A 23,936-nucleotide genomic window follows, 5' to 3' on the forward strand; every position below is an offset into this window, starting at 1 on the left:
GGTAGGACGGTGTGGTCTATTGTGTTTTATGCGTCGTCGCATCGCGGGACATCGCATGTTGCAACGCTTGCAGTATTTCGATGCGCAATGTGCCCAACGCTTGCACTTGCGCTTCACGCGGCGATGGCAGGTCCACTCGCCATTGCGCCAGCGTGCGGCCCTGATTGCCGAGCAGCACGATACGATCGGAGACGAGCAACGCTTCGTCGATATCGTGTGTCACTAGGACGGTAGCGGCGCCAGTGTCCCGAACGACGGTGACAAGCAGGCGCTGCATGTCGGCGCGTGTCACTTCGTCGAGCGCGCCGAACGGCTCATCGAGCAGCAGCGCGCGAGGTTGACGTGCGAGACAACGGGCAAGTGCGACGCGCTGCGCCATGCCGCCGGAGAGCTGGCGGGGATGCAGTTGATGGGCATGTGAAAGTCCCACTTCGGCCAGCGCAGCATCGATTCGCGCACGTCGCGTTTCGCGCGAGAGTACCGGCTGTCGCGCGAAGGTCAGCCCGAAGGCAACGTTGCGTTCAACGGACAGCCAGGGCAGCAGGCATGGGTCTTGAAACGCCAGCGCAATGTCTGGCCGAGGGCCGGACAGCGGTGAGCCATCCACCTCGACCGTACCGTCACTCGGGGGGAGAAGGCCTGCGGCAATGCGCAGCAGTGTCGATTTGCCGGAGCCGCTGGGCCCGAGGACGGAAACGAGTTCGCCGGGGGCGACAGACAGGTCGACGCCTCGCAGGATTGCCCGGTTGCCGTATGACAGACCGATGCTGCGCAGCGTCAGAAAGGACGGCGCGCGCGAGTCATCCTCGCGCGCGGTGGCGATGAACGTGTCGGTATGCGCGCGTTGCGTCGCCGTAGGTTGGGTCATGAAGCCGTTCCGGTCTTGAGTTGTTGCGCGCGTTGTGCCGCGAGCTGGTTCTTCAGTTGCACGAGGCTCGGTGTGACGATGGGAACAAAGGCGGCCTCGCGCTGACGTCGTGCCACGCCCGACAAGCCGCGCAGATACCCGTGTCCGCCTCCCGTTTGGACTTCCAGCGTAGCAGCGCCATGGACGACGTCCGCGAGGGCAATGCGCAGTTCGAACAGACGCGCGGGTGTCTCGACGAACTCGCCTTGTGCGACCCCCGCCTTCAGGCGAGCCTTGAGTGTATCAAGTTGCTCTGACAGCGCGGTGACCTCATCGGCTACGGCGGCACGGGCGCTCGGCCCAGCGTCGTTGGTGCCCGCGAGACTTCGCCGTGCGAGGCCCAGCGACATGCCACATTGCAGCCCGAGGAATGCCGGGCGCACACGCACGAGCCACGCCGGCGCGTTGTCGGTGATGCGTTCGTCGTCGGTGAGCAGTGTGTCTGTCATTCGCAACGCCGCCGTATTGGTGCCGCGCAAGCCGATCAAATCCAGATCGTCGCTGCGTGTGACACCCGGCGCATCGTGCGCGATGGCGAAGATCGATGGCGGGCCACCTGCTTCGTGATCTGCTGCCGCTGCGGCGACGAACCCCTGCTTGCGCAGGTTGGTGATCCACGGCAGCGCGCCGGTCACGTGCCACGCCGTTTCGCCGATCGCGCCATGCTCGCCCGGCGCTTGCGTCGCGCGGATCTGCAGTGGTTCGATGGCGGAAAGGAATTTCATGGCGTTCGATAATCCCGTCGCGCCTGCGAGTTCGCCTGAAAGCAGGGCAGGCAGGAGACGCTCGCGCAGCCCCTGATTTGGGCTTTGCAACAGATATTCGATGAACGTGCGTTGTCCCCACAGGACGAAGGCTGCCGCAAAGGAGTGTTGCGCAACATCGGCGACACTGTCGATCGCGTCGCCAATCGTGCCGCCAGCCCCACCCAGCTCGGCCGGCACGCCAATGCGCAGCAGGCCGGCCGTGGCCAGTTGCGGTAAGACGTCGCCGCAGAGCGTGGCTTCCGTGTCGAGCGTTTCGGCGTGGGTGTCGAGCCAGGCCGCGAGCGCGGGGGCGCTTGCGGCGAGTCCGCGCAGGCTGGCGTGTGTGCTCATGCGGCTTGTTCCTTGGGCTCCCAGCGGTATGCCGCCAGTTGCGGATTCAGTTCGTTTTGCGAAAGATTGTTCGCGAAGTTGCATAGTGTAGCCAATGACACGCCGAGCACCACCTCGAGTGCTGCGGCGTCGTCGAAGCCGGCCGACTTGAAATCGGCGAATTCCGCGTCCGACACGGCGCCACGCGTCGCAATCACGGCGCGCGTGAAGACGGCCACGGCGTCGAGCTTGGCGTCAGACAGTCTGTTTTGGTTGCGAATGTCATTGACGAGGGCCTCGGGCAATTGCGCCTTCTTCAGGGCAACGGCAGTGTGGCCTGCGACGCAGAAGCCGCAGCCATGAATGCCGGCTGCCGTGATCTGCACGACTTCACGCTCGGCGAGCGTCAGGCTGGCGCGGCCGTTGATTGCGCCCACGCTCAGGTACGTTTCGAGCGCCGTCGGGGCGTTGGCGAGCGACGCCACCAGATTCGGCAGGAATCCGTTTGCCGCTAGCGATTTTTCCAGAAACGGACGGCTCGCCTCCGGGGCGGTCTCAAGGGTATGCAATGGCAGTCGGCTCATATCGGGCTCCTTACAGTCGAGCCTCCATTGTGCGCAGGCGCGGCCGAATGCTCAATGCGCGCGTGTCTGGAAATTCTGCGGATTTGTCTCGGCGTGCCTCGGAGATGTCTCAATGCACGCCGTGTCGCTGCCGCGGGAGTGCGGCATGGCATCGGCGGACGAGGCCGGCTCGCGGGTCAGTGCAGTGCGTAGGGAGCAGCGGGTATGAGAGCCGAGTGTGTCGGGGCGGCGTCTGGCGCGGCACTGCGGGTGGCCTGACGTCGCCATGCGCCCGGCTGGATTCCTGTTACCCGTTTGAAGGCCTGTGCGAAGGCCGATTCCGATTGGTAGCCGACGTGTTCCGCAGCTTCGGGCAACGAGACGCCCTCGCGAAGCAACGCTGCTGCGGTCTTCATTCGAACCAGCGTGACGAATTGTGCCGGCGGTTGGCCGCCAATCTCGACGAACTGCTTGCAAAAGCGCGCCCGCGACATGTGGACGAACTCGGCCATCGCATCCGTCGTCCACCGCTCGCCCGGCGACTCGATGATCGCCGCAGCCAAGCGCCCGAAGGCGTCGCGTCGCATCAAACGCCACATGCCCGGTGCAACGTCTTCGGCATGCACGGCTTCACGTAATGCGTAGTAAAAGAGGAGGTCGGTCAGGCGCGCCAGCAGCGGTGATGGCGTCTCGCCGGGGCGGCGCGCCTCCGCCTGAATCAGCGAGAAGATCTGCGTCATCCCCTCGATACGCCCGTTAGCGCGACGCGCCACGATCGGGTTCGGCAACATGCCCAGTACCAACGCGTCGAGGTCGGTACGGAATTCGAAAAAGCCGCAGGCCAGAGAGACGGACGACGGGGCGGTTGCGTGAGGGCGTGGTTGTGTTGGCAGCGGTGTCATCTCGCCGGCGCGTGCCGACAGGTCCGCAGGAGGTGCCGCATCCGGCGACAGGCAGTGCGGCACGTCGGATAGCAGGAAGACAGCGTCGCCCGCGCCGAGCGGGATCGTACGTGCCATCTGCCCACCCTCGGCATCTATGTGCAAATAGCATCCGCCTTCCAATAGCACGTGGAAACTCGCCCGTTGATGACCCGCCGTCGACGCCTGATAAACGCCGCAATACTCGCCCACGTGAAAGAGCGTGCTCTTCAACTCAAGCCCAGCCAACAACCAATCGGCAACCCGATCCGGATGTCCTGAGTTCTCTTCGGAAAAGCCCTGTTGGCTCTCTCGCCGCTTTCTCGCGTCCTGCGTCTCGTCCCGCATCGCTACCCACCCGTATATGCCAATCCCTCAGCAAAGCGACCATCCTCCCCATGCACATAACGTTGGGCAACTATTTTTTCGTTGGATGCTTATTACGAGGGTGGGGTGGTGACGGGGGATGGAAACCGAACCTTCGATAAGGCCCGGATCGGTGGTGGTGCCAGCCCCCATACGGCGCCTGCGGCACCGAGAGGACTCGGTCACGTTCCGCGACCCCGGCATCGCTTGCAAGCGATGCCTTTCGAGTCCCCACGCAATGTGCGCAGGCACATTGCTTTCTGGGCAGATATGAAAAAAGCCGACGATCTTTCGATCGTCGGCTTTTTTGGAATTTTTTGGTGCCCAGAAGAGGACTCGAACCTCCACGGTGTTACCCGCTAGTACCTGAAACTAGTGCGTCTACCAATTCCGCCATCTGGGCCCCGTCAGCTTGCTAACTGCTTGCTCGCTGCGAAGAAACAAGATTATGCCGAGAGGGAAGTGGGCTGTCAACAGGTTTGCGCCGGAATTTCAAAAATCTTTCTTGCGCCCGCACAACCCCCACAGCCCCTCAACTCGCTACGCCGCTCGCCCCATATGCTCCAACCGAATCATATCGATCAAGTGACGCAATCCCGGTAACGTCTGACGCCGGCTCGGGTAATACATCGACAACGGCGGCCCATCCACCGCCCAATCCATCAGTACCGCCTCCAACGTGCCATCGGACAATTCCGCCGACACGTTGCGCTCCAACACATAGCCCAACCCCAAACCACCCACCGCCGCAGCGATCACGCCATCGCTCTCGTTAATGCTCAGCGCACCCGGCACATCCAATTCCAACGCCGTTGACCCATTGCCCAATTCCCATTTGTACAACGTGTTGTCGCCTAATCGCATCCGGATGCAATTGTGCGACATCAAATCCTGTGGCACTTTCGGCCGTCCATGCCGCGCAAAGTAGGCCGGCGCCCCCACCACGATCCACTTCAGCGCGGGCGTCAACGGCGTCGCAATCATGTCGCCCGGCACCGTGTCGCCATAACGCATCCCCGCGTCAAAACCCTCCGCCACAATATCCAGCATCCGGTCATCCACCGTGACATCGAGTTCAATGTCCGGATACGACGCCACGAATCGGGGGAGGATCGGGTCGAGCAGCAAGCGCGCCGCATCGCGGGGTACGTTCAGGCGCAATCGTCCGGCAGGTGATGCGCGATAACGATCCAGCGCGCCAATCGCCGATGCAATCTGCTCAAGGCCCTGTTCCAATTCCTTCGCCAAAGCCGCGCCTGCCGCCGTCGGCGACACAGACCGGCTCGTGCGGTTCAGCAATTTCACGCCCAGGCGCGCTTCCAGATTGCGCATCGCGTGACTCAGGGCAGAGGTCGTCACGCCCAACTCGGTGGCGGCCTCCCGGAAGCTCTGCCGGCGGCAGATCGTGACAAAAACATTCAAATCGGCAAGCTCGCCGCGAGTGAAGGCAGGCATGAAATTCCCAACAAGTATCAAGCAACAAAATCCAGAAACACCCGACAAGCCCAACGTATTAAGCATCCGTTGAGCATTATTCATTTTTTTGTGAGGTAAATTTTACCGACTTCCTTTTGATTCTGTAGCGACGCCACGGGCGGCGTGACGGAAACGCTACACATTCTCAGTATCGGTAAACCGGTGAGCCGTATCGTGCTTGGTACCTGGGCCATTGGCCGGGCGATGCGGGAGGGCTCGGACGATGCCGAATACATTGCCACGATTCATCACGCCATCGATCGCGGCATCAACCTGATTGATACCGCGCTTGTGCGTTGGGTGGGGCGCTCGGAAGAGGGGGGGCGCTGGAAGGGCTGCGCGAGACTGGTCGGATGCGTGAAATCGGCGTGAACGACTTTTGCAACACCCTATGGGTGACTGATTGGGGCGATTCCGTGGGAGCCGCCCCATCTTTTTGTCGTTCAATGGACGGCCAATCAGGCGTCCACGAAAATCACCTGTCCAGTAATGAAGCTGTCGACCGATCGCTCGAATGCCTTGCCAACCAACGCACCCGGCACCGGCTGATAGCCCGGCATCATCTCGCCATACATTCCCCACGCTTCCTCGATCACCGTCGGATTGACCGCGTTGATCCGAATACCGCGCGGCAATTCAAATGCAACGCATTTCACGAACGTGTCGATCGCACCGCTGGTGGTGGCATCGGCAATGGCCAGCGGCATGGGTTTGATGTTGAGAATGCCGGAGATCAGCGTGAAAGAACCGCCGCTCTCGATGTAATCGAGACCCACTTTCACCACGTTCATCTGACCAACCAGCTTGCTCTGGATTGTGGCTTGCCACTGATCGTCGGTCATGGATTCGAACGGTGCGTATTCGCAATGGCCCGCAGCGCTGATGACGGCGTCGAATTTGCCCGCGGCTTCGCGATGCCTTTCCTCGCGAGATCTTTCTGCGGCATAGCAGTGGGTTCGAGCCGACGGAGTTTGCACTCGGTATCGCGCGGAAGTTCGAGCAGATCGTGGCGGATGTGGATGATGTTTTTCAGGCGGAAGTGTTTGATCCACGTTCTCTGAATCGCTGGGTTACCGTTATCGCCAATGAATATGCTCAATTGTCGATTGTCCCGAAGCTTCTCGCGAAAATTCGGCAACTCGCGCCGGATTTGAAAGTGCGGATTGTGGATTTTGACCGGCGCGCGCACGCGAAAAGACTTGCCGACGGCGATGTTGAGTTGGCGATCGGATTTTCAACGTTTGTCGACGATTCGCTCCCGCGCATCTCGCTGATCGATGAGCACTATTGCTGCGTCGCAGGCGAGAGGTCCGAGATTGCACGGGCAGTTCGGAGTCCGGTGGATTTGGCTGGGTTCGCTTATGTCGATTTCGCAGATAGTGCCAGCTATTCGGGGAATGCTGTCGAGAGGTTTCTGGCCGCGAATGATGTGCCCCCGCGTACGCCCGTCGCCACGCTCGCCTGCTACACGTCGCTGCGGCCATTCCTCGAACACAACGATGTCGTCGCCTTCGTTCCCTCCGCCGTCGCCTCCGCCTGTCAATTCAAACGCATTGAATTCGAGGTGAAACCCGACTCCTTTTCCGCCGTCGTCGCATGGCACCGGCGTACGTCAGGAAGCGCGCTAGGGCAGTGGCTTCGGGATCTGGTCAGGGAATGTGTGGGGGACGCCTCTTCAACACCGAACCTTCGATAAGGCCCGGATCGTCCGCGCCAGTGCTCTCGCTCGTTGGTGTAGCGCGCACGATTGGCACCGTAACACAACGACCGGGAAACGCCGTTCCGTGGGGCATCGTTGTATCGTTGGGCACCATCGGTGCCGGTGGTGGATTCGTGATGCCGCCGAACCGGACACTGGTGCATTTCGAAGTCGTGGTCATTCATGTTGGCGTTGCAGGCACAGTCCCGTCGTGCCGCGACCGCGTCGGAGAGGGGAGCGCTGCATGCGTGACACGGGGAGGGGTAATCATGCGCCGAGAGTATGGTCACGCTGTTATCGTGCCGTCGCCCTGGGAAGGCTGCCGTGGGGCAATCCAGAGCGCCGGGGCGTTTGTGATGGATTCTCCGAGCAGCCGGATCACGGCTTCCATATACTCGCGCGCGACCCGAGCCGCTGCGTCCGGGGCCGATTGCTTGATGGCGTGGAATAGTTTCTCTTCGAACTGTATGGCCAATGCCCGATTGTCCTCGTCCCGATACTGCTTGTTCCTCATGATGAGAGATTGATCCTCAATGACCCTGCATACGCGATCAAGCGCTATGTTGTGTCCCGCTTCGATCAGGGCAATGCGGAACAGATGCGCGTGATTGGCGAACTCCTTGAAGTCGTTTGCTTCGTGTGATTCCCGCATCCTTGCGAGGAACAGTTCAAGTTCGTGGACCTGCGAGGGTGTCGCACGCAGCGCTGCGTGTGCGGCAAGAAGTGGATCTAGATTTCTACGCACCGCCAGTCGATCGAGAAAGTCGTCATGCGTGTCTACAGGCAAGCTGTAGCCACGATCGGAGTCGGTGATGAGGCCTTCCCGCGCAAGCTGAAAGAGCGCTTCCCGTACCGGCGTGCGTGAAACACCATAATGGGCGGCCAGTTCAAGTTCGACCAGTCGCTGGCCGGCATAGAAGCTGCCGTTGCGCAGATCTTCCCGAAGCATCCGATAGACTTGATCACGCAAACGATCGCTTTGCACAACGCGTCGTGGGCTATTCATACCAGTATTCGACCGAGAGAAAAGATGACCAGGCTAGCTTGTCGACAGACCTGGATTTCGGCCCAGTATATCGCGCAGTTTCCGACAGGCGGCGACCGGAAGTCGGCGGATATGCATGATTTATGCTCATGGGTGTCGAGTCGAAAAATGATTTGATAACACTCACGGCTGCCCGTTACGCTGCATCGTCTGAAATCTACAGAGCAGAGAGTACGGAATCATGGATCGCCCGATTGTCATCATTGGTGGGGGAGTGGCCGGCGTTTCGGCGGCAGAAGCGCTCCGGGACGGAAAGTACGAGGGGCGCATCGTACTGCTCAGCGACGAAGCGGCTGCCCCGTACGACCGGCCGCCCCTCTCGAAGGATGTGCTGCGTGCCGACGAACTTCCGGCAAGCGTCTGGTTGCGTGATGAGGCCTTCTATCGCGCAAAGGGAGTCGAACTTTTGCTCGGTGCCCATGCGATTTCCATCGACGCGTCAGGTCATTCCGTTGTGTTGTCCGACGGTCGCCGGATCGACTATGACCAACTGCTGCTGGCAACAGGATCTCGTGCCCGAGTTCTCGACATATTTCCTCCCGGGGCCGCGCACGTGCATTATCTGCGCACGCTGGCGGATGCGCAGGCATTGCGTCGCGAGATGGTGAAGTTGGGCGGCGCAGGCCATTTGCTGGTGGTCGGCGCCGGTATCATCGGTCTGGAAGTTTCTGCGGCCGCCCGCGCGGCCGGATTTCGGGTGAGCGTGATCGAACCGGGTGCGCGGCCGCTCGGTCGCTCGGCGAGCCCGATACTGTCTGCCTTCCTGGCCCGCACACACGAGAACCACGGTGTCGATATCCGGTGCGCGATACATCTGTCACGCGTCGAAGCACGGGACGGGCGATATCGCGTGATGCTCTCCGACGATTCAACGCTGGACGTTGATCTCGTGCTCGTCGGCATCGGCGCGGTGCCGAACATGGAGCTCGCGCGGGATGCCGGGATCGAGACCCGTCCAGAAGGGATTCTCGTCGATGGTCAGGGGCGCACGAGTGCGCCAGACATCTATGCGGCGGGGGAGGTCGCCTTCCACTTTAACGAACGTACCGGTGGGCATCGTCGCGAAGAGACGTGGCAGCACGCCGCCGATCATGGGGCACATGTGGCTCAGTGCATGATCGGTATCTGCCAGCACGCATACGCCGCGATGATGTCGTACTGGACGGATCAGTACGATTACAGCGTGTTGGTGTTCGGCAATCCGCATGGGACAAGCGAAGTTGTCCGCGGGGATTGTGCCACGGGTTCGTTTTCAATCTTCCACCTCAACCAGTCGGCTATCTGCGGCGTCACGACGGTCAATGCGGCACGTGAGATGCGGAAAAGCCGACCGTTGGTCATGAAAGGGGCGGTAGTGCCTGGAGACGTCATCGCGGATCCGGCCGCAGACCCCTATCAATACGGCTGATCCCCGCCATCATCTATCAACGACGTCACGTCATCTCACCGCTTCAGGCGCCAGGAGTGTGAACCATGCAGGCAGCACCTTTCCATCTCGCGTTTCCCGTTCATGACCTCGACACGGCGCGCCATTTCTACGGCACGGTCCTGGGATGCGAGGAAGGTCGCAGTACCGATCACTGGATCGATTTTTCCTTGTTTGGCAACCAGATCGTGACTCATCTGTGTGCAGACGGCGGCAATTCGTCGAAGAGCGACGTCGACGGACATGGTGTGCCGATTCCGCACTTCGGGGTGGTGTTGTCGATGGATGCCTTCCATGCACTGGCCGAACGAGTGCGCGTGGCCGGTATCAGGTTCGAACTTGAACCGCAGATCCGATTCAAGGGGCTGACGGGGGAGCAGGCAACGATGTTCTTCAAGGATCCCTCGGGCAATGCGCTCGAATTCAAGGCATTCGCCGACATGAGCCAGTTGTTCGCGAAGTAAGGTGGGGCATGGAAATTCTGTTTGCAATGAACGGGGTGAATCCCTCCCTCTGGCTTGATGCTCTACGAAAGGCGATGCCGGCCGCGAATATCCGGACTTGGTTGCCAGGTGACAGTGCGCCTGCGGACTATGTCATTTTCTGGAAGGGCGATCCAGCCGCGTTATCCGCGCGCACGGGCCTGAAGGCGATCTTCAATATGGGGGCTGGCGTTGACGCGCTGATGGCCCTGGTTGGCGAGCATCCGGGGCTTATCGATGACCATGTGCCGGTAGTTCGTCTTGAGGATGCGGGCATGGCTCGCCAGATGGTCGAATATGCGATCTATTGCGCGCTCCGGTTCGCCCGGCATTTCGACATTTACGAGGCACATGCGCGTGAGCGTGTCTGGCAACCGCTCGACGCCTGCTCGTTCGACGCCTTCCCCATCGGCGTGCTGGGTGCGGGCAAGCTTGGGCTGCCCGTGGCCACGGCACTGGCCGGACTCGGTTTCCCGGTTCGCCTCTATAGCCGGAGCGAGAAGGAGGTGCCCGGTGTCACCACTTATGCTGGCCCGGAGAGACTCATGGAGTTCGCAACGGGTACGAGCCTCATGGTCAACCTGCTGCCGAACACGCCTGAGACCGAGGGGATCCTGGGAAAAAGCCTATTCGATGTGATGGCCGACAGCAGCTATATCGTGAACCTCGCGCGCGGCAGCCACGTCAACGATACAGAACTCATTGCAGCGCTCGACAGTGGCAAGCTGGCCAGGGCAGTACTCGACGTGTTCCGGGCCGAACCACTCGCTGCCGACCATCCGTTCTGGTCGCACCCGGGCATCGATATCACGCCTCATATCTCGGCGCGAACGTTGCTTGCCGAAAGCGTTGCGCAGGTCGCGGAAAAAATCGCCCGGCGCGAACGCGGCGAGCCTCTTGCAGGCCTCGACTTCCGTCGAGGGTACTGAAAGCCTGCAGGGGCAGGCCTAGACAACCTGCCCCATCCGCCCGGCTTCGGCGCGCAATATGATCGGTACCGACTCCACGAGAGTCTCGCCCGGGTGCTCCGGGCGCCGGAGCGCCTCTTCCAGCAGCCAGTCGCGCATCGCGACCACAGCCGGATCGTGCTGGCCGGTTTCCCGCATGAGCAGATAGTATTCACCGGCACTCGGAACGCGAGTCTGGATTGGGCTGCAGAGGTGTTCCCTGTCGTCCAGGCTCTCGTAAATGATGCTGGGGACCAGGGCAACGCCTTCGCCTTCCCGTGCGGCCTGCAGTGCCATAAAGAAATGGCCATAGTCGACCATGTTGAGCGAGGGTAGCGGGCTGATCCCATGGCAGGCAAACCAGTCGGTCCAGGCGTTCTTGCGCGTGGCATTGTTGATCAGCCGGAATTTCAGCAGGTCGAGAGGCTCGACCACCGGAGACATCTGAGCCGCGAGGTGGCGCGACATGACCGGCACCAGCGTGTCCTCGAATAGCGGCCATGCGTCGAGACCCCGCCAGTGGTCCGTCATGACCAGGTCAATGCGCGGGCAGGAGGGGTTGTATCGCTTCCCTGGCAGCCTGCCCACCCGGATTGCGATGTCGATCTCCTTGTTCTGCAGGTTTGCCGGTTCTATCGACGATACCAGCCGCACCTCAATGTCGGAATGCATCTTCGTGAACCTGGCGAGCCTCGGCATGAGCCAATATGACGCGAGGGTCGGTAACACGTCGATCGTAAGGATCCGGTGCTTGTCCCGCAGGCACCGCCGCGTCGCGTTCTCGACCACGCCGAGTGCGAGTTGCACCGACTCCAGGTAGTCGCGCCCGGCGTCTGTGAGCTCGATACGTCGAGTGAGGCGGATAAACAACTTCTGGCGCAGGAACTCTTCGAGCTGGCGCACCTGTCGGGAGATGGCGCCCTGGGTCAGGTGTAGCTCGTCTGCAGCCAGAGTGAAGGAGAGCAGGCGGCCAGCCGCCTCGAACGCGCGTAGTGCAAGAAGTGGTGGAAGACGTTGCGCCATCGTGAGCCTCTAGCGTGGGGAATCCAGGGTATGCACACGTAATCGTGCCGCCATGCACGTCACTGTATACAGCACACAAAAAAAGGAAAAGTGGAAAATTGGTCTATTGGGGGAGCATGAGGGAAAGTCCCGATCCGATCCATGACTGAGAGGAATGCATCACGACCAACAAATGGTTTGTCGCCCTGTTTGCGCGCTTCTACCATCGCTGCACGAGTTCCCCGGAGAGCGTATCGAGGAGCGGGTCTTATTTTTTGGATGTGGGAAGAACATGCAAAGACAAGCAACAAAGGTCGGGATCGCAGTGCTGGGTACGGTTGGCAAGACGGTGGCCGCCGCAATCGATCAGGGTGTGCCGGGCGTTAGCCTGGTGGGCGCAGCAGCGCGCAACACGGAGGCGGCGCGGGCGTGGCTCGCGCAACTGGACAGCAGGCCGCGCCTGATGTCCTTCGAGGAAATGGCGCAGGAGTGCGACGTCGTCGTCGAGTGCGCGCCGGCGGCCCTGCTGCCCGATATCGTCGAACCGGCCCTGCGTGCCGGCAAGACGGTTGTTGTGCTCAGTTGCGGTGCGCTGCTGGCCCGCCCGGACCTGATTGATCTCGCACGCGAGACGGGGGGGCATATTCAGGTGCCAACCGGTGCCTTGCTCGGCCTCGATGCGGTGACCGCAGCGGCGGAGGGCAAGATCTCATCGGTCCGGATGATTACCCGCAAGCCCGTGAAGGGTCTGGTTGGGGCGCCGTTCCTTGAGGAAAACAAGATCGACATCAGCGACATCCAGGCGCCGATGCAGATCTTCGCCGGTACAGCTCGTGAGGCGGCAGTGGGTTTCCCCGCCAACCTCAACGTGGCGGTGGCGCTTTCGCTGGCGGGTATTGGCCCGGATGAGACGCGGCTCGAGATCTGGGCAGATCCGGCATTGACGCGGAACACCCATACGATTGTGGTCGACTCCGATTCGGCTCGCTTCGAGATGACGATCGAGAACATACCGACAGAAAACCCGAAGACCGGACGCATCACGGCGCAAAGCGTGCTGGCTGCGCTGCGCAAGATCGGTGCGCCGCTTCGCGTGGGCACCTGAGGAGGCTTGCTCCATGAGACCTCCCGTCGAACTTCACCGCCTCATTTCTGCGGCGCTCCGAGACAGCGACCTGACGGCCCGGCTTCGTGCAAACCCGGGCGAAGTGTACGCGGCCTATTGTGTACCGGACTGGCAGCAGGCTCTGCTGGGTTCAGATATTTCCCTGGCCATGGAGCAGATTGGTGTTCATCCGAATCTGCGCTTCAAGTTTCTCGCGCTGCAGGGACTGCTTCGGCTGAAGTCCGTCTCGGTTGCACCTTTTCTCGACTCGCTGAAAGAACGCCACTGAAGGAAAGCCATGGGACAAATCGTCGGTGTAGCGGCTACCTCGCATACGTTCGGTACAACGGAGGATGCTCCGGAGACCGTGGAACGAGTGAGTGCCGGCATGGCGGAGATCGGGCGGGCGATCGCCGATAGTCGTCCGGATGTTCTGGTGATTGCATCGAGCGATCACCTGAACAACTTCACCCTGGATGCGCAGATCGCATTGGCGGTGGGGATTGCTGACGAGTACCAGCCGCTCGGTGATATGGGGGTGCCGCGAACACCTTTGCGTGGCAATCGCGAGTTCGGTGCGGGCTTTGCCGAATTCTGTGCGGAAGTTGGTTTCGATCTCACGCCGGTCGAGAACATCCTCCCCGACCACGGCATTGCATTCCCTAATGCGTTCAGCAACCCGGACGGGCGGGCCGCACTGGTGCCGCTTTATTTGAATACCGTGATGTCGCCGACGCCATCTTGCGCCCGTGGATATGCATTGGGCCTGGCGTTGCGGCGATTCGTGCAGACGCGCCGTCCGGAAGCGGAGCGGGTGGCAGTCATCGGCAGCGGAGGGTTGTCGCACTGGGTCTGCCATCCCCGTTCAGGCGAGGTCAACGAGGCGTGGGACCGGCGCGTGATCGCCAGCATGATCTCTGGCCAGGGCGCTGAACTCGCAGGGCTCACGCGATCCGACATTCTTGAGGAGGGCGGCAACGGGGGGCTCGAAATTGCCGCCTGGGCATTTGCGGCGGGTGTGGCGGGAAATGCGACCGGCCGCGAGATTTACTACGAGCCGCTGACTTCGTGGTGGACGGGCATGGGCGGAGTATTGATGAACCTCGACAGCGAGCTCGCCTGATGGTCGGTACAAGCGAGGGATTTATTTTCTGGACATGAATGCGATGAATGAACTGAAACTGCCAGCCTGGGCCGAGAGCGCTTCCCGAGCGATCACCGTGGACGGGATCGAGACACATTACTTTGAACTCGGCAGCGGGCCGCCCCTGATCCTGATCCACGGCGGTGGTCCGGGCGCGGACAGTTGGGGCAACTGGCATGGGTGCTTGCAGGAATATGCGAAGAACTTCCGGGTCATCGCGTACGACATGCCGGGCTTCGGGCGCTCGTCCAAACCGTCGCCGGAGCTTTACCCATATGATCAGGCGAGCCGCAACCGGCATCTGATCGGCCTTATCGAGGCGCTCAAGCTGGCTCCCGTCAACCTGATCGGCAATTCGATGGGGGGGGCGACTTCACTAGGCGTGTGCATCGAGCGTGCGGATCTGGTCGACAAGCTGATTCTCATGGGCAGCGCAGGACTCGCGGTCAATAATCCGGACCCGGGCGCCAAGGAGATCCTGAAGCAGTATGACTACACGCTCGGGGCGATGCGAGCGGTGATGGAGACTCTGACCGGATCCCGGTTCAAGGTGGAGGAGCATGTGTTGCAATACCGGCATGCTCTGATGCAGGACCCGGCCGCCCAAGCGGCGATTGTCAGGATCGTTCGCTCGGACCTGAGCTACCCCGAGGAGCGCATCGCAAGCGTCACGACACCGACGCTCGTGGTAGGCGGGAAGGAGGACAAGATCGCAGTGCCTGCGCGAAATTTCCGCTATCTCGAACTGATCGAAAACTCGTGGGGCTTTTTCATTCCGCACGCGGGTCACTGGGTCATGCTGGAGGCGCCCAAAGTGTTCGTCGGCGTGACGACGAAGTTCCTGCTCGAGAACTGGGCGGAATAGAACGGCTTAGGCCGGATACGACAGCCCGCGCCGTCATCCCTTCAAGGGGATGGCGGCGTTTTTTTGCATTGAAGGGCGCGTCAGAGCAGGAACGGCAGATCCTCGCTGCTGGCCGTGGCAATGGTCCCCGGCGTCCAGTCCTTGTTGACGTACAACTGCATCACGAGTCCGTCGGCATCCTCGACGCAGACCGCGTGACGCGATGCGTGATTCACGTCACGGACGACTTTCCCGCCGAATTCGGCGACACCTTCCACCGCGGCCCGAAGATCTTCCTCCGACCAGACTTCCACGCCGACGTGACGTAGGCCGGGGGTGACCCGTTCGTCGCGGATCAGTGCGATGTCACCGGTACTCACCGTCCCCGCCAGCAGTACCGAGGTGCCATCCCGGCTGCTGAAGAACGGCTGCAGGCCGGCCACCTCGGTATAGAACCGGAACATGGCTGCGAAATCCCGCGTGACCAGTGCCATGTGGGTGACGCGTTTGCCGTGGATCAGCGTGTCCGCAAGGCGTTTGAGGTTCGGGTTCGGGTTGTAGAGGTGCCGCGTGTCGGGCACGTTCGTCTCGCCAGGCACCCACTTCGGCTTTTGCTTGACGATAATTCCCTTGCGCGCTTCTTCCCAGTTTTCTACCACGTCGGCATAGAACTCAACCTCGTTTCCGTCCGGATCCTTCAGGTAGATCGAGTGGGCGACGTCGTGGTCGGCCGGGCCGATGAACTGGATGCCGGCAGCAAGTGCCGCCTTGTATGCGTGGACGAGATTTGCCTCCGAGTCAACCTCGAAAGCCAGGTGGTTCAGGCCCGGCCGTTGCCCCGCTTTCGCGTATTTGCTCCGAATGTCGACGAGCGCGAAGTCGTGATAGGTGTTGCCGTTGCTCAGGAAACTGGCGAGGTTATCCGGTTGCCGGTAAGCCTCGGCAAAGCCGAATACATTGCGATAGAAATCGCACGCCTTGACATAGTCGGAGACAAACATATTCGCGTGCGCGAGACGGCGTGAAGAAAACAGTTTCTGGGAGACGTCGCTATCCATAAAGAAATACCCGTAGATGAGTGGAGGAGCAGATGGCCGGATTGGTCAGCAGCCTGCTCTCCCAACCCTAATCTTTCGTGTCCGACACGTACAAACGATTTATGCGCGTATTGCGCATGAGCGAAGCTCAGGTATCGACTAAAAGCAGGGGATTTTTCACTACAAGGGTTCACGCGAAACGTCGATTTTGATGCATGACTCAACGTAATCCATGGTGACACTTTAATTCTGTTGTCCACCAATTTCGGCGGGGCTAGATTTCGCCCATCCTGTGAAATGAATTTATCAAATTACGTCCTCATGCCGGAATACTCCAACTCCTTCTCTGTCTCGAGTGACTCTCGCGTAATTGTCGTGGGTGCGGGCCTGACTGGTCTGTCTGCGGCGATCGAGCTTGCGGAAGCCGGCGTACCGGTCCTGGTCGTAGAAAAGGGCGATGTCGGCGGTGAACAGAGTCAGTTTGCCCTGGGATGGGTACGAACAACGGGCCGCCCACCGGTGGAAATTCCACTAAGCCTGCTTAACCGCAGCCGCTTCGATGCGTTGATGCCGGATGCCTCCAGGCTTGCGTACGGCGTGCTGTTTTGCGCGAAGGACGAGACTCAACTCACGAGGCTTGAGCAATGGGCAGATGGTGCGGCGCGGTACGGCGTGAAGACGCGCCTGCTTGACGCTGCGGATACGGCCGCACGCCTGCCAGGTTGCGCCACGGGAACGGTGGGCGGCCTTCTGACTGAAGTCGACACATCGATCGATCCACGACACCTCGTGCAGGTGCTCGTCGCGCGCGCGGCAGCGCTGGGTGTCGAGATTCGTACCCGCTGTGCGGTACGCGCACTCGACACGGCAGCGGGGGAAGTCCGCGGCGTTCTCACTGAGAGGGGAATCGAGCGCGGTGCGTCCGTCGTTCTGGCAACCGGAGCATGGACACGTCTGATGCTGCGCGATGCGGGGTACACATTGCCGTCAGTGAAGGTACGTTCCTCTCTCGTACGTATTCGCACTGCCGCGCATTTACCGCCCGGGTGCATTGGCTGCGCCGGTGTGGCAGGCGTTGGCTATCGCGCGGCGCCGGACGGCACCTTTGTCGTCGGGCTGGAGAACAACAACCGGCTGGAGGTGACGCCGGATGCATTGCGTTTCGCGTCGCGATATCTGCCAATGTGGTGGGCGCATCGCGGGGAGATCAAACCGTCGTTCGGGCGTGCGTTCTTCGACGAACTGGGTGTTGGCCGTGCGCGCCATCAGGATCAGACCTCTGTCTACGAACAAAAACGCATCTTGCGCCCCGAGCCCGGGCAAGCGTTGACCCAACTGACGATAAGCCGTTTTGCCGAACTTTTCCCATCGCTGGGCGATATCGAACTGCTTGAGAGCTGGGCTGGCTACCTTGACATGACGCCTGACGGTTTGCCGGTGATTTCCGCGGCTGAGCGAACGCCTGGGCTATTCGTCGCCACCGGATTGAACGGTAGCGGACTCGGTACCGGTCTCGCAGCGGGCAGACTCATCGCCTCCCTCGTGACGGGGCGCATGCCGGAAACAGACATTTCCCCGTTCCGGCTCGCACGGTGGTCCCGCGATGGGCCGCACGGAGTAGATGACCCCGAGAAACACGCAGCGCAATCAACGCAGAGCACAACTGGATTCCCCGATGTTGAGGGACTATCCGACCCGACTCCGGCGCAGCCACGCACGGAAAAATTACGCCAGTGAACAGCAGCAACGGCGCCGTTTCCTTCCCTAAATTTTGAAATCATGCAAACAAAACATATTCGGAGAAACCTGTCCATCAGGTGCGCGATGGCGAAAACCGGCGTTGCCACGGCAGCGATCCTGGGCTGCCTGCCAACAGTGCATGCACAGAGCAGTGTCGATCTCTACGGCAGTGTGATGAGTGGTGTGATCTGGACGAACAACGTGGCAGGTGGCAAGAGCACCGGCATGGCCGAAGGGCCGAGCCGTTGGGGCCTGCGAGGTAAGGAAGATCTGGGCGGTGGCATGAAGTCCGTGTTTCAACTGGAAAGCGGCTTCGCGCCCAGCACGGGTCAGTCGTTTCAGGGCGGACGTCTTTTCGGGCGCCAGGCTTATGTCGGGTTGAGCAATGACGCGTGGGGCACACTGACGCTTGGCCGGCAATACGACATGTCCGCCAGTTGGCTCGCGCAGACGAGTGCGACGTATCGCTGGAACGGCTACTTTGCGCATCCGGGCGACAACGACAACTTCAACTACCAGTTTCGCGTGAACAATGGGGCGAAGTATGTGAGCCCGGATCTGAACGGTTTGCAGTTGGGCGCGATGTATAGCTTTGGCGGCGTAGCGGGCAGCTTCGGTAACCAGAGCGCGATGAGCTTCGGCGCGAAGTACGAGAGCGGGCCCGCGAAGATCCAAGCTGCGTATTTCCACATGAATCACCCGGCGCTCGCGGCTTCCGAGGGGAACTGGAGCACGATCCTGTTTCCGCAGATCTCGCCGACTTCGCCACTCAATAACAACGCACTGAACCCGTCGAGCATGGACATTTACGGCATTGGTGGGACGTATCAGATCGGCAAGACGACGCTCGGCCTGCTGTGGAGTCACAGCGACTACAGGAAGCTCGGCGATACCACGGGCGGTCTCGCTGATGCGAACGTGCGCTTCGACAACATCGAAGCCAACGTCGCATACAACGTCACGCCGCAGGTGCAAGTTGTGAGTGCCTACACGTACACCATGGGCAAGGTTAACCAGACGGGCTTCGCGCCACAGTATCACCAGATCAATGCGGGCGTGAACTACTTCCTCTCGAAGCGGACCATCCTGTATCTCGCCGGTATTTATCAGCGTGCCGCCGGTGACGCAACCAACGCCAACATCGAATGTGCGGGCTCGTCATGCGAGGCGAGCAGCTCAAAGAACCAGGTTTCGGTGCTCAGCGGAATTTTCCATACTTTCTGAGTCCGGTCGGCGCATGCGCCGCATTCAATCTGTCAAAGGAAACGATATGTCTTCCACTGCGTTTGAGAACGTCGAAGAGACGGGTTCGTTGAAGAAAACATTCAGTTCGATGTCGCTCTTCACGCTGTCGTTCGGCGTGATGGTCGGTTCCGCCTGGATTGTCATCATAGGTGACTGGTTTGGAAAGGCAGGTCCGCTTGGCGCAATCGTCGGGCTCTCTGCCGCAGCGCTGATGATGTGTATCGTGTGTCTCGTCTATGCCGAACTCGCTGCACGCATTCCGGCTTCGGGCGGCGAGATCGTCTACACATTCGAGGCGTTTGGCGCATCAAGCGCGTTCTGGGTCTCGTGGATCTACACGATGCCGATTCTCACGGTCACCGCGTTCGAAGGCATTGCGCTCACGTGGATGGTCAATACTCTCGTGCCGCAGTTCGGCAGTACCGTGCTCTACCACGTACTCGGCCACGATGTGTCGGTGGGGCAGGTGGGCCTGGGCGCAGCTATTACCGTATTCATGATGGTGCAGAACTACTTTGGCGCGAAGTTTGCGGCGGGTTCACAGAAGCTGCTCACCGTTTCGTTCCTGCTGATTGCACTAGGCGCCGTCTTCATTGCCCTTTCGAAGGGGAGTGTCGCGAATCTTGCGCCACTCTTTTACTCGGCCCACCCGGGCGCGCATTGGTGGTCGGGGGCACTCGCGATTTTCTCGTCGGGCCTCATCTGGTTCTCAGGGTTCCAGTCGATTCCGCCCGTGATCGAAGAACGTAACGACAATGTGTCGTTTGCTCTGGTCGCTCGGGTAATGGTGATCTCGATCCTGTTCGCTGCGGTGTTCTATGCACTTGTGATTGTCGCAGTCGGCATGGCACAGCCGTGGATCGGTATGCTAAAGACTGACATGCTTACGGCCACTGCCTTTGGCAGCCTGACACCGGGCGGCTGGCTGGCGAAGGCCGTGCTGGTGGCAGGTACGATTTCCATTCTCAAGGTCTGGAACGGCGCATTCGTATGGGCAACGCGTGTGATTCTGGTGCAATCACGCGCACGCTTCCTTCCTGCCTCGCTAAGCAGGGTGCATCCGAAGTACGGCACGCCGACTCGTGCTGTGTGGCTCGTCGGCCTCGTGAGCTTCGCGGGCATCTGCCTCGGACCGGGGGCGATCCTGCCGATTCTCGATGCGGCCGCTGTGTGCGTCGGCATCGTCATCGCGAGCGCGCCGATTGCACTATTGGTGCTGCGTATGCGTGACAAACGCGCCTCGCATGCCAATGCTCCGGCCTGGAGCGTACCCGGTGGTGTGCCGACTATCGTGATCGCACTCGTGAGTACGCTTTCGCTTTCGCTTGTCGCTTGCGTGCAGCCCTTCATGCTTTCGAATGGCGGAATCCCGCTCTCGTGGCAGATTCTTGCCGTATGGGGCGTGATCGGCGTCGTGCGCTGGGTTGCGATGCACAGGACGTTCAGCGACAGTAGCGTCGCAAGGCGCGCGTTGCTTGGCGCGACCGAGGTGGCGAACTGAGGAAACAGGGTGTCTTCTGCCGTCGTCCATATGCTGTCGCGTCATGGTGAGGTCGTACCCAGCCATGACGCATCCGGTTTTAACTCACTGCAATATCTGGATTCCGTTACCATGAAATACGATGAAGCTCTGCCGTCGATGATGCGCGCGGTGCGCCTCGACGAAGTGGGTCCGCCAGAGAATCTGCGCGTTGTCGATCGTCCGGTCCCTTCGGTCGGGCCACGTGACGTGCTGATCCGCACCGCTCTGGCCGGCATGATCTACGCTGATGCCGAAGCGCGGAAAGGCACCTATTTCAATGCCACGCCTCTTCCCTGGTTCCCTGGTCGCGAGGTTGCCGGTACCGTTGTGGCGTGCGGCGAGGAGGTGGAAGGATACGCGCCGGGTGACCGCGTGATGGCACTGGTGCTCGCTGGCGGCTGCTACGCGGAATACGTGCTCGCATCGCCGCACGAACACGTGTCCGACAATGGCGTGCGCGCGCCGGGCGCGGATATCGTGAAGTTGCCGGATAACGTCGCGTTCGAACAGGGGCTCGTTTATCTCGTCAACTTCCGTCTTGCTCATCTTGTCGTACACGCGCTTGCGAACGTGCCGCCGGGCGCCAGCATTGCGATTCACGGCGCGGCGGGTGGTATGGGCACGATGATCACGCAGATTGCCGCTTCCCTGGGTTGTGCGATAACGGCGCTGTGTCGGGGGAGCGAAGAAGTCGCATTCTGTTTGGAAAACGGTGCAACGCGTGCTATCGATACACTGGGTTGCGACTATGTCGGGGCGGTGCTCGATGCAACCGATGGAGAGGGTGTCGATTTCTCCTTCAATGGTGTGGGTGGCCCGACCATCAACCGGGATCCGCTGATCGTCAAGCCGTTTGGCGAAGTGATTCTCTATGGTTACGTGGCGGGCAAGACTCCCCTGGAGCCGTTCGACGTCGATAAAACTTGGGCGCTGAAGCTCTTTTCGGCAACCGACTATCTGAGCACGCCTCATTTTCTGGCGGCAACCGAGGCGATGCTGGAATGGCTCGCCACGCGCCCGCTACTGGCGTTGGGAGAAGTATTTCCGATGTCGTGCGTCGCAGACGCGCATCGTGCGCTGGAAGCCGGAAGGCTGCTGTGCAAGCTCGGCCTGCGCCCAGACGCGTCATGAGCGTCACAACGCCTTACCGTCGCGCCGACGGCCCGAAGACGGTCACGGTGGTGGGCGCAGGCATCATCGGCATTTCGATTGCGCTGCACCTCGCGCAGCGCGGTGTTCATGTCACGGTGCTTGACCAGAGGGATAGTATTTCGCCCTGCACCGATGGTGCCTTTGCGATGTTGATTGCCACGCACCCCGATGGTCCTCCCGAGTTCAATACGCTGTACGGCCACGCCATCGATGCATGGCATCGCTTCGATGACGAATTCGACGGCGCACTTGACGTGCGCTGGGAAGGCGCGCTGATGTGGGCTGAGGAAGGCGACGCCGCGAGGCATCTGGGCGAACAGTATGAGCGGCTTTCACAATGGGGCAGCGCGGTCGAGCGCATCGACGCCCGGAATTTCGCGTCGTATTGCGACGGTGTGGAGACCGGGCCGGTTACCGCAGGCTACTGCTCAACACGTCATGGCGTGGTGGACCCGGCGCACGTATGGAAAATCATGCGTGCCCGCTGCATCGCGCTCGGTGTGGCGTTTGTGACTCGCACGGTTAGCGAGATCAACGTGCTTGCGAAAGGCTGCGGGTTGCCACATGCCTATGTAGAGGGCCTGCCAGCGCCTGAAGTCCTCGTGCTTGCGGCAGGTGAGGGTACGGCTGCACTGGCTGCAAGCCAGGGAGCCGAAGTCGCCTATACGATCGCTTCAGGGAGTCTGGCGCACAGTAAGCCCATACCTCGGCGTGCGCTGCCGGCACTTGTCGGCCCCAGAATTTCGGTGAAACAGAACGCAGACGGTCGCATCGTCGCAGGGCTCGATTACGCGCCGAATGCCGCTTGCGATGACACGAGCGAGGCCTATGGTACGGCGTTGCTTGCAGAGGCGCGCCGGTTGTTGCCCGGTTTGCCGGAGCTCGAACTTCAACGGGTCACGCACGGTCGTGTGCCGATCCCGCGGGACACCCAACCGATTGCGGGCTTTCTGGACAACATCGCCAATTGTTACGTGGCTGTCATGATGAGTGGCATTACGATGGCCCCTCTGATGGGGCAACTGATCGCTGATGAAATCGTCTTCGGGCGCCGCCATGCGCTTCTCGCTCCGTATGCACCGTCGCGTTTCAAATCCGAATGATTTCCGGCTACGCGGGGCGTTCGTAAGCGGACCGCGTACCGGCATCACGAACGAAGGAATCCCATGCCATATTTTCAGACAGGCGGCAGTAGCATTTATTACGAGACTCACGGCAGCGGCAAGCCGGTTGTCATGTTGCACGGGGTCGGTGGCAACCACGCCAGTTGGTTCTACCAGTTGGCGCAGTGGGCTGAGCGCTTCCAGTTGATTACTTTTGACGCTCGTGGATTCGGCAGGTCGACAGATGCGGAATCACTCGGACGCAGCGCATTTACCGATGATCTCACCCGGCTGCTCGATCACCTGGGAATCGCGCGTGCAGCGTTGGTTGCCCAGTCGATGGGGGGCGGGACCGCAGTTGACTTCACATGCCGCTTCCCCGAGCGTGTGGAAGCGCTGGTGCTCGCCGATACGCTTGTGTGGCTTGATCCGCCGCCAGAGATGGTCACAGAGTTCTCGGCTGTACAGGAGAGGACGCGCAACCTCAACCAGCTCGAACGCGTCCTTGGCGCGACGTTCCGTGCCGCACAGCCTGCGCTCAGCGAACTGTATCTTCAGATTGCAGGTTTCAACCGCTATACAGTCAAGACGCTTACCGGCACTCAGACCCGCTACCGACCGCGGGCGCTGGCGCTAACCGGCGTCCCGACGCTGTTCGTGGCCGGCGAGGAAGACGTGCTTTTTCCCCCAGGCGTGATCCGCCAGGCATGGCAGGAAGTACCCGGGGCGGATTGGATAGTGCTCGACAGGGCAGGTCACTCTGCCTATTTCGAAGCACCCGAGTCCTTCAATAAGCAGGTTGGCGACTGGCTGGAAGCACACACGGACAATCACGAGCCGGCCATGCGTACATGATTTCCACGCCTTTCGTGCAGGCAGGCGGGGCATTGCAGTCGAGCCTGCTGTCTACCCCGGCACTCTCCGGAACACGCCGGCAACTCGCCGTAGCAACGAGGATACGCCACGACTTCTGATCGTCGTGCAGGGCGTGGTACGTGAGGCGGATCGGGAAGGACTCCGGTCCGCTTTGCTATTTTGTCGTGCCGATCCGATGCATGAGTCTCATGCATTCATATCCTTCGAAGAAATCGTTTGTAGCGTATTTATCAGCCACTTATTTTCGAGGTTGATGTAT

24 protein-coding genes, 1 tRNA gene and 1 pseudogene are annotated in these 23,936 nt (G+C 60.7%); 15 read left to right on the forward strand and 11 right to left on the reverse strand.

Going from position 1 to position 23,936, the window contains the following annotated elements:
* Nucleotides 1-16 precede the first annotated feature (16 nt).
* The 6 genes from PCO31110_RS13630 to PCO31110_RS13655 form a co-directional block, all read right to left on the reverse strand.
* Complete coding sequence (locus PCO31110_RS13630; RefSeq protein WP_010804627.1) at nt 17-868, reverse strand: ABC transporter ATP-binding protein; 852 nt, start codon at nt 866-868, stop codon at nt 17-19.
* Nucleotides 865-2,004: an acyl-CoA dehydrogenase family protein gene (locus PCO31110_RS13635; protein WP_150690637.1), complete on the reverse strand. Its 1,140-nt coding sequence runs from the start codon at nt 2,002-2,004 to the stop codon at nt 865-867. Before PCO31110_RS13635 ends, PCO31110_RS13630 begins: the two co-directional genes overlap by 4 nt.
* On the reverse strand, nt 2,001-2,567 hold the full coding sequence (locus PCO31110_RS13640; RefSeq protein WP_150690638.1) for a carboxymuconolactone decarboxylase family protein: 567 nt from the start codon (nt 2,565-2,567) through the stop codon (nt 2,001-2,003). The genes PCO31110_RS13635 and PCO31110_RS13640 overlap by 4 nt, the downstream gene beginning before the upstream one ends.
* A 176-nt stretch (nt 2,568-2,743) precedes the next feature.
* Complete coding sequence (locus PCO31110_RS13645) at nt 2,744-3,718, reverse strand: AraC family transcriptional regulator (RefSeq protein ID WP_246189849.1); 975 nt, start codon at nt 3,716-3,718, stop codon at nt 2,744-2,746.
* A gap of 432 nt (nt 3,719-4,150) precedes the next feature.
* Nucleotides 4,151-4,235 (reverse strand) — tRNA-Leu (locus tag PCO31110_RS13650).
* Nucleotides 4,236-4,372: 137 nt separating this feature from the next.
* The gene (locus tag PCO31110_RS13655; protein WP_010804631.1) at nt 4,373-5,287 is read right to left on the reverse strand and encodes a LysR family transcriptional regulator; all 915 of its coding nucleotides are present in this window, start codon (nt 5,285-5,287) and stop codon (nt 4,373-4,375) included.
* A 144-nt stretch (nt 5,288-5,431) separates the two neighbouring features.
* Here PCO31110_RS13655 and PCO31110_RS13660 point away from each other — a divergent pair, with 144 nt between their 5' ends.
* A complete protein-coding gene (locus tag PCO31110_RS13660) occupies nt 5,432-5,680 on the forward strand; it encodes an aldo/keto reductase (protein ID WP_150690640.1) in 249 nt (82 codons plus the stop codon).
* Between the two features lie 86 nt (nt 5,681-5,766).
* On the opposite strand, the gene PCO31110_RS13665 is transcribed toward PCO31110_RS13660, so the two are convergent.
* A complete protein-coding gene (locus PCO31110_RS13665; RefSeq protein WP_150690641.1) occupies nt 5,767-6,360 on the reverse strand; it encodes a short chain dehydrogenase in 594 nt (197 codons plus the stop codon).
* Between PCO31110_RS13665 and PCO31110_RS13670 the strand changes: the two genes are divergently transcribed.
* Entirely contained in the window at nt 6,315-7,004 is a 690-nt protein-coding gene (locus PCO31110_RS13670; RefSeq protein WP_174979546.1) for a LysR substrate-binding domain-containing protein, read from the forward strand. The two genes, PCO31110_RS13665 and PCO31110_RS13670, sit on opposite strands and share 46 nt — an antisense overlap.
* A gap of 289 nt (nt 7,005-7,293) precedes the next feature.
* On the opposite strand, the gene PCO31110_RS26260 is transcribed toward PCO31110_RS13670, so the two are convergent.
* Nucleotides 7,294-7,752 carry an FCD domain-containing protein gene (locus tag PCO31110_RS26260; protein ID WP_370855829.1) on the reverse strand — a complete coding sequence of 153 codons (459 nt, stop codon included), beginning with the start codon at nt 7,750-7,752 and terminating at the stop codon, nt 7,294-7,296.
* 75 nt (nt 7,753-7,827) lie between these two features.
* Nucleotides 7,828-8,013 (reverse strand): annotated as a pseudogene (locus tag PCO31110_RS26265) (GntR family transcriptional regulator); the annotation flags it as partial.
* Nucleotides 8,014-8,233: 220 nt separating this feature from the next.
* Between PCO31110_RS26265 and PCO31110_RS13680 the strand changes: the two are divergent.
* The 3 genes from PCO31110_RS13680 to PCO31110_RS13690 all read left to right on the forward strand — a co-directional run bounded on the left by PCO31110_RS13680 (nt 8,234) and on the right by PCO31110_RS13690 (nt 10,889).
* Nucleotides 8,234-9,460, forward strand: coding sequence for an NAD(P)/FAD-dependent oxidoreductase (locus tag PCO31110_RS13680; RefSeq protein ID WP_150690644.1), 1,227 nt, complete (start codon nt 8,234-8,236; stop codon nt 9,458-9,460).
* Between the two features lie 65 nt (nt 9,461-9,525).
* Nucleotides 9,526-9,942 carry a VOC family protein gene (locus tag PCO31110_RS13685; RefSeq protein ID WP_150690645.1) on the forward strand — a complete coding sequence of 139 codons (417 nt, stop codon included), beginning with the start codon at nt 9,526-9,528 and terminating at the stop codon, nt 9,940-9,942.
* Between the two features lie 8 nt (nt 9,943-9,950).
* On the forward strand, nt 9,951-10,889 hold the full coding sequence (locus PCO31110_RS13690; RefSeq protein WP_150690646.1) for a 2-hydroxyacid dehydrogenase: 939 nt from the start codon (nt 9,951-9,953) through the stop codon (nt 10,887-10,889).
* An 18-nt stretch (nt 10,890-10,907) separates the two neighbouring features.
* Here PCO31110_RS13690 and PCO31110_RS13695 read toward each other — a convergent pair whose 3' ends face one another.
* Complete coding sequence (locus tag PCO31110_RS13695) at nt 10,908-11,930, reverse strand: LysR substrate-binding domain-containing protein (protein WP_150690647.1); 1,023 nt, start codon at nt 11,928-11,930, stop codon at nt 10,908-10,910.
* A gap of 271 nt (nt 11,931-12,201) precedes the next feature.
* Between PCO31110_RS13695 and PCO31110_RS13700 the strand changes: the two genes are divergently transcribed.
* The 4 genes from PCO31110_RS13700 to PCO31110_RS13715 are packed head-to-tail and all read left to right on the forward strand — an operon-like array spanning nt 12,202 to nt 15,023.
* Nucleotides 12,202-13,014 carry an aspartate dehydrogenase gene (locus PCO31110_RS13700; protein WP_150690750.1) on the forward strand — a complete coding sequence of 271 codons (813 nt, stop codon included), beginning with the start codon at nt 12,202-12,204 and terminating at the stop codon, nt 13,012-13,014.
* 13 nt (nt 13,015-13,027) lie between these two features.
* A complete protein-coding gene (locus PCO31110_RS13705) occupies nt 13,028-13,303 on the forward strand; it encodes a hypothetical protein (protein WP_150690648.1) in 276 nt (91 codons plus the stop codon).
* A 9-nt stretch (nt 13,304-13,312) separates the two neighbouring features.
* On the forward strand, nt 13,313-14,137 hold the full coding sequence (locus PCO31110_RS13710) for a DODA-type extradiol aromatic ring-opening family dioxygenase (RefSeq protein WP_150690649.1): 825 nt from the start codon (nt 13,313-13,315) through the stop codon (nt 14,135-14,137).
* 43 nt (nt 14,138-14,180) lie between these two features.
* Nucleotides 14,181-15,023, forward strand: a complete 843-nt coding sequence (locus tag PCO31110_RS13715; RefSeq protein WP_246189830.1) for an alpha/beta fold hydrolase — start codon at nt 14,181-14,183, stop codon at nt 15,021-15,023.
* An 80-nt stretch (nt 15,024-15,103) separates the two neighbouring features.
* Here the strand turns inward: PCO31110_RS13715 and PCO31110_RS13720 are convergent, their stop codons facing one another.
* On the reverse strand, nt 15,104-16,060 hold the full coding sequence (locus PCO31110_RS13720; protein ID WP_150690651.1) for a VOC family protein: 957 nt from the start codon (nt 16,058-16,060) through the stop codon (nt 15,104-15,106).
* A 231-nt stretch (nt 16,061-16,291) separates the two neighbouring features.
* On the opposite strand from PCO31110_RS13720, the gene PCO31110_RS13725 reads away from it, so the two are divergent.
* The 6 genes from PCO31110_RS13725 to PCO31110_RS13750 all read left to right on the forward strand — a co-directional run bounded on the left by PCO31110_RS13725 (nt 16,292) and on the right by PCO31110_RS13750 (nt 23,656).
* Nucleotides 16,292-17,776, forward strand: a complete 1,485-nt coding sequence (locus tag PCO31110_RS13725; RefSeq protein WP_150690652.1) for an NAD(P)/FAD-dependent oxidoreductase — start codon at nt 16,292-16,294, stop codon at nt 17,774-17,776.
* A gap of 87 nt (nt 17,777-17,863) precedes the next feature.
* Nucleotides 17,864-19,003 (forward strand): porin, encoded by a 1,140-nt coding sequence (locus PCO31110_RS13730; protein WP_246189831.1) that lies wholly within the window; start codon nt 17,864-17,866, stop codon nt 19,001-19,003.
* Between the two features lie 46 nt (nt 19,004-19,049).
* Nucleotides 19,050-20,525, forward strand: coding sequence for an APC family permease (locus tag PCO31110_RS13735; RefSeq protein WP_174979551.1), 1,476 nt, complete (start codon nt 19,050-19,052; stop codon nt 20,523-20,525).
* Between the two features lie 9 nt (nt 20,526-20,534).
* Nucleotides 20,535-21,677 carry a quinone oxidoreductase family protein gene (locus PCO31110_RS13740; RefSeq protein ID WP_150690655.1) on the forward strand — a complete coding sequence of 381 codons (1,143 nt, stop codon included), beginning with the start codon at nt 20,535-20,537 and terminating at the stop codon, nt 21,675-21,677.
* Nucleotides 21,674-22,801 (forward strand): NAD(P)/FAD-dependent oxidoreductase, encoded by a 1,128-nt coding sequence (locus tag PCO31110_RS13745; RefSeq protein WP_174979554.1) that lies wholly within the window; start codon nt 21,674-21,676, stop codon nt 22,799-22,801. Before PCO31110_RS13740 ends, PCO31110_RS13745 begins: the two co-directional genes overlap by 4 nt.
* Nucleotides 22,802-22,864: 63 nt before the next feature.
* Complete coding sequence (locus PCO31110_RS13750; protein WP_150690657.1) at nt 22,865-23,656, forward strand: alpha/beta fold hydrolase; 792 nt, start codon at nt 22,865-22,867, stop codon at nt 23,654-23,656.
* Nucleotides 23,657-23,936: the final 280 nt, after the last annotated feature.

Origin of the sequence: Pandoraea communis, from assembly GCF_902459745.1 — a bacterium.
Lineage (GTDB): Bacteria > Pseudomonadota > Gammaproteobacteria > Burkholderiales > Burkholderiaceae > Pandoraea > Pandoraea communis.

What these genes read in the sequence shown, in the direction of transcription:
- PCO31110_RS13750 (WP_150690657.1), top strand. Translation starts at nt 22,865, where the DNA reads ATGCCATATTTTCAGACAGGCGGCAGTAGCATTTATTACGAGACTCAC.
- PCO31110_RS13635 (WP_150690637.1), bottom strand. Translation starts at nt 2,004, where the DNA reads ATGAGCACACACGCCAGCCTGCGCGGACTCGCCGCAAGCGCCCCCGCG.
- PCO31110_RS13630 (WP_010804627.1), bottom strand. Translation starts at nt 868, where the DNA reads ATGACCCAACCTACGGCGACGCAACGCGCGCATACCGACACGTTCATC.
- PCO31110_RS13720 (WP_150690651.1), bottom strand. Translation starts at nt 16,060, where the DNA reads ATGGATAGCGACGTCTCCCAGAAACTGTTTTCTTCACGCCGTCTCGCG.
- PCO31110_RS13685 (WP_150690645.1), top strand. Translation starts at nt 9,526, where the DNA reads ATGCAGGCAGCACCTTTCCATCTCGCGTTTCCCGTTCATGACCTCGAC.
- PCO31110_RS13700 (WP_150690750.1), top strand. Translation starts at nt 12,202, where the DNA reads ATGCAAAGACAAGCAACAAAGGTCGGGATCGCAGTGCTGGGTACGGTT.
- PCO31110_RS13715 (WP_246189830.1), top strand. Translation starts at nt 14,181, where the DNA reads ATGAATGAACTGAAACTGCCAGCCTGGGCCGAGAGCGCTTCCCGAGCG.
- PCO31110_RS13680 (WP_150690644.1), top strand. Translation starts at nt 8,234, where the DNA reads ATGGATCGCCCGATTGTCATCATTGGTGGGGGAGTGGCCGGCGTTTCG.
- PCO31110_RS13745 (WP_174979554.1), top strand. Translation starts at nt 21,674, where the DNA reads ATGAGCGTCACAACGCCTTACCGTCGCGCCGACGGCCCGAAGACGGTC.
- PCO31110_RS13705 (WP_150690648.1), top strand. Translation starts at nt 13,028, where the DNA reads ATGAGACCTCCCGTCGAACTTCACCGCCTCATTTCTGCGGCGCTCCGA.
- PCO31110_RS13710 (WP_150690649.1), top strand. Translation starts at nt 13,313, where the DNA reads ATGGGACAAATCGTCGGTGTAGCGGCTACCTCGCATACGTTCGGTACA.
- PCO31110_RS13735 (WP_174979551.1), top strand. Translation starts at nt 19,050, where the DNA reads ATGTCTTCCACTGCGTTTGAGAACGTCGAAGAGACGGGTTCGTTGAAG.
- PCO31110_RS13730 (WP_246189831.1), top strand. Translation starts at nt 17,864, where the DNA reads ATGGCGAAAACCGGCGTTGCCACGGCAGCGATCCTGGGCTGCCTGCCA.
- PCO31110_RS13655 (WP_010804631.1), bottom strand. Translation starts at nt 5,287, where the DNA reads ATGCCTGCCTTCACTCGCGGCGAGCTTGCCGATTTGAATGTTTTTGTC.
- PCO31110_RS13640 (WP_150690638.1), bottom strand. Translation starts at nt 2,567, where the DNA reads ATGAGCCGACTGCCATTGCATACCCTTGAGACCGCCCCGGAGGCGAGC.
- PCO31110_RS13690 (WP_150690646.1), top strand. Translation starts at nt 9,951, where the DNA reads ATGGAAATTCTGTTTGCAATGAACGGGGTGAATCCCTCCCTCTGGCTT.
- PCO31110_RS13695 (WP_150690647.1), bottom strand. Translation starts at nt 11,930, where the DNA reads ATGGCGCAACGTCTTCCACCACTTCTTGCACTACGCGCGTTCGAGGCG.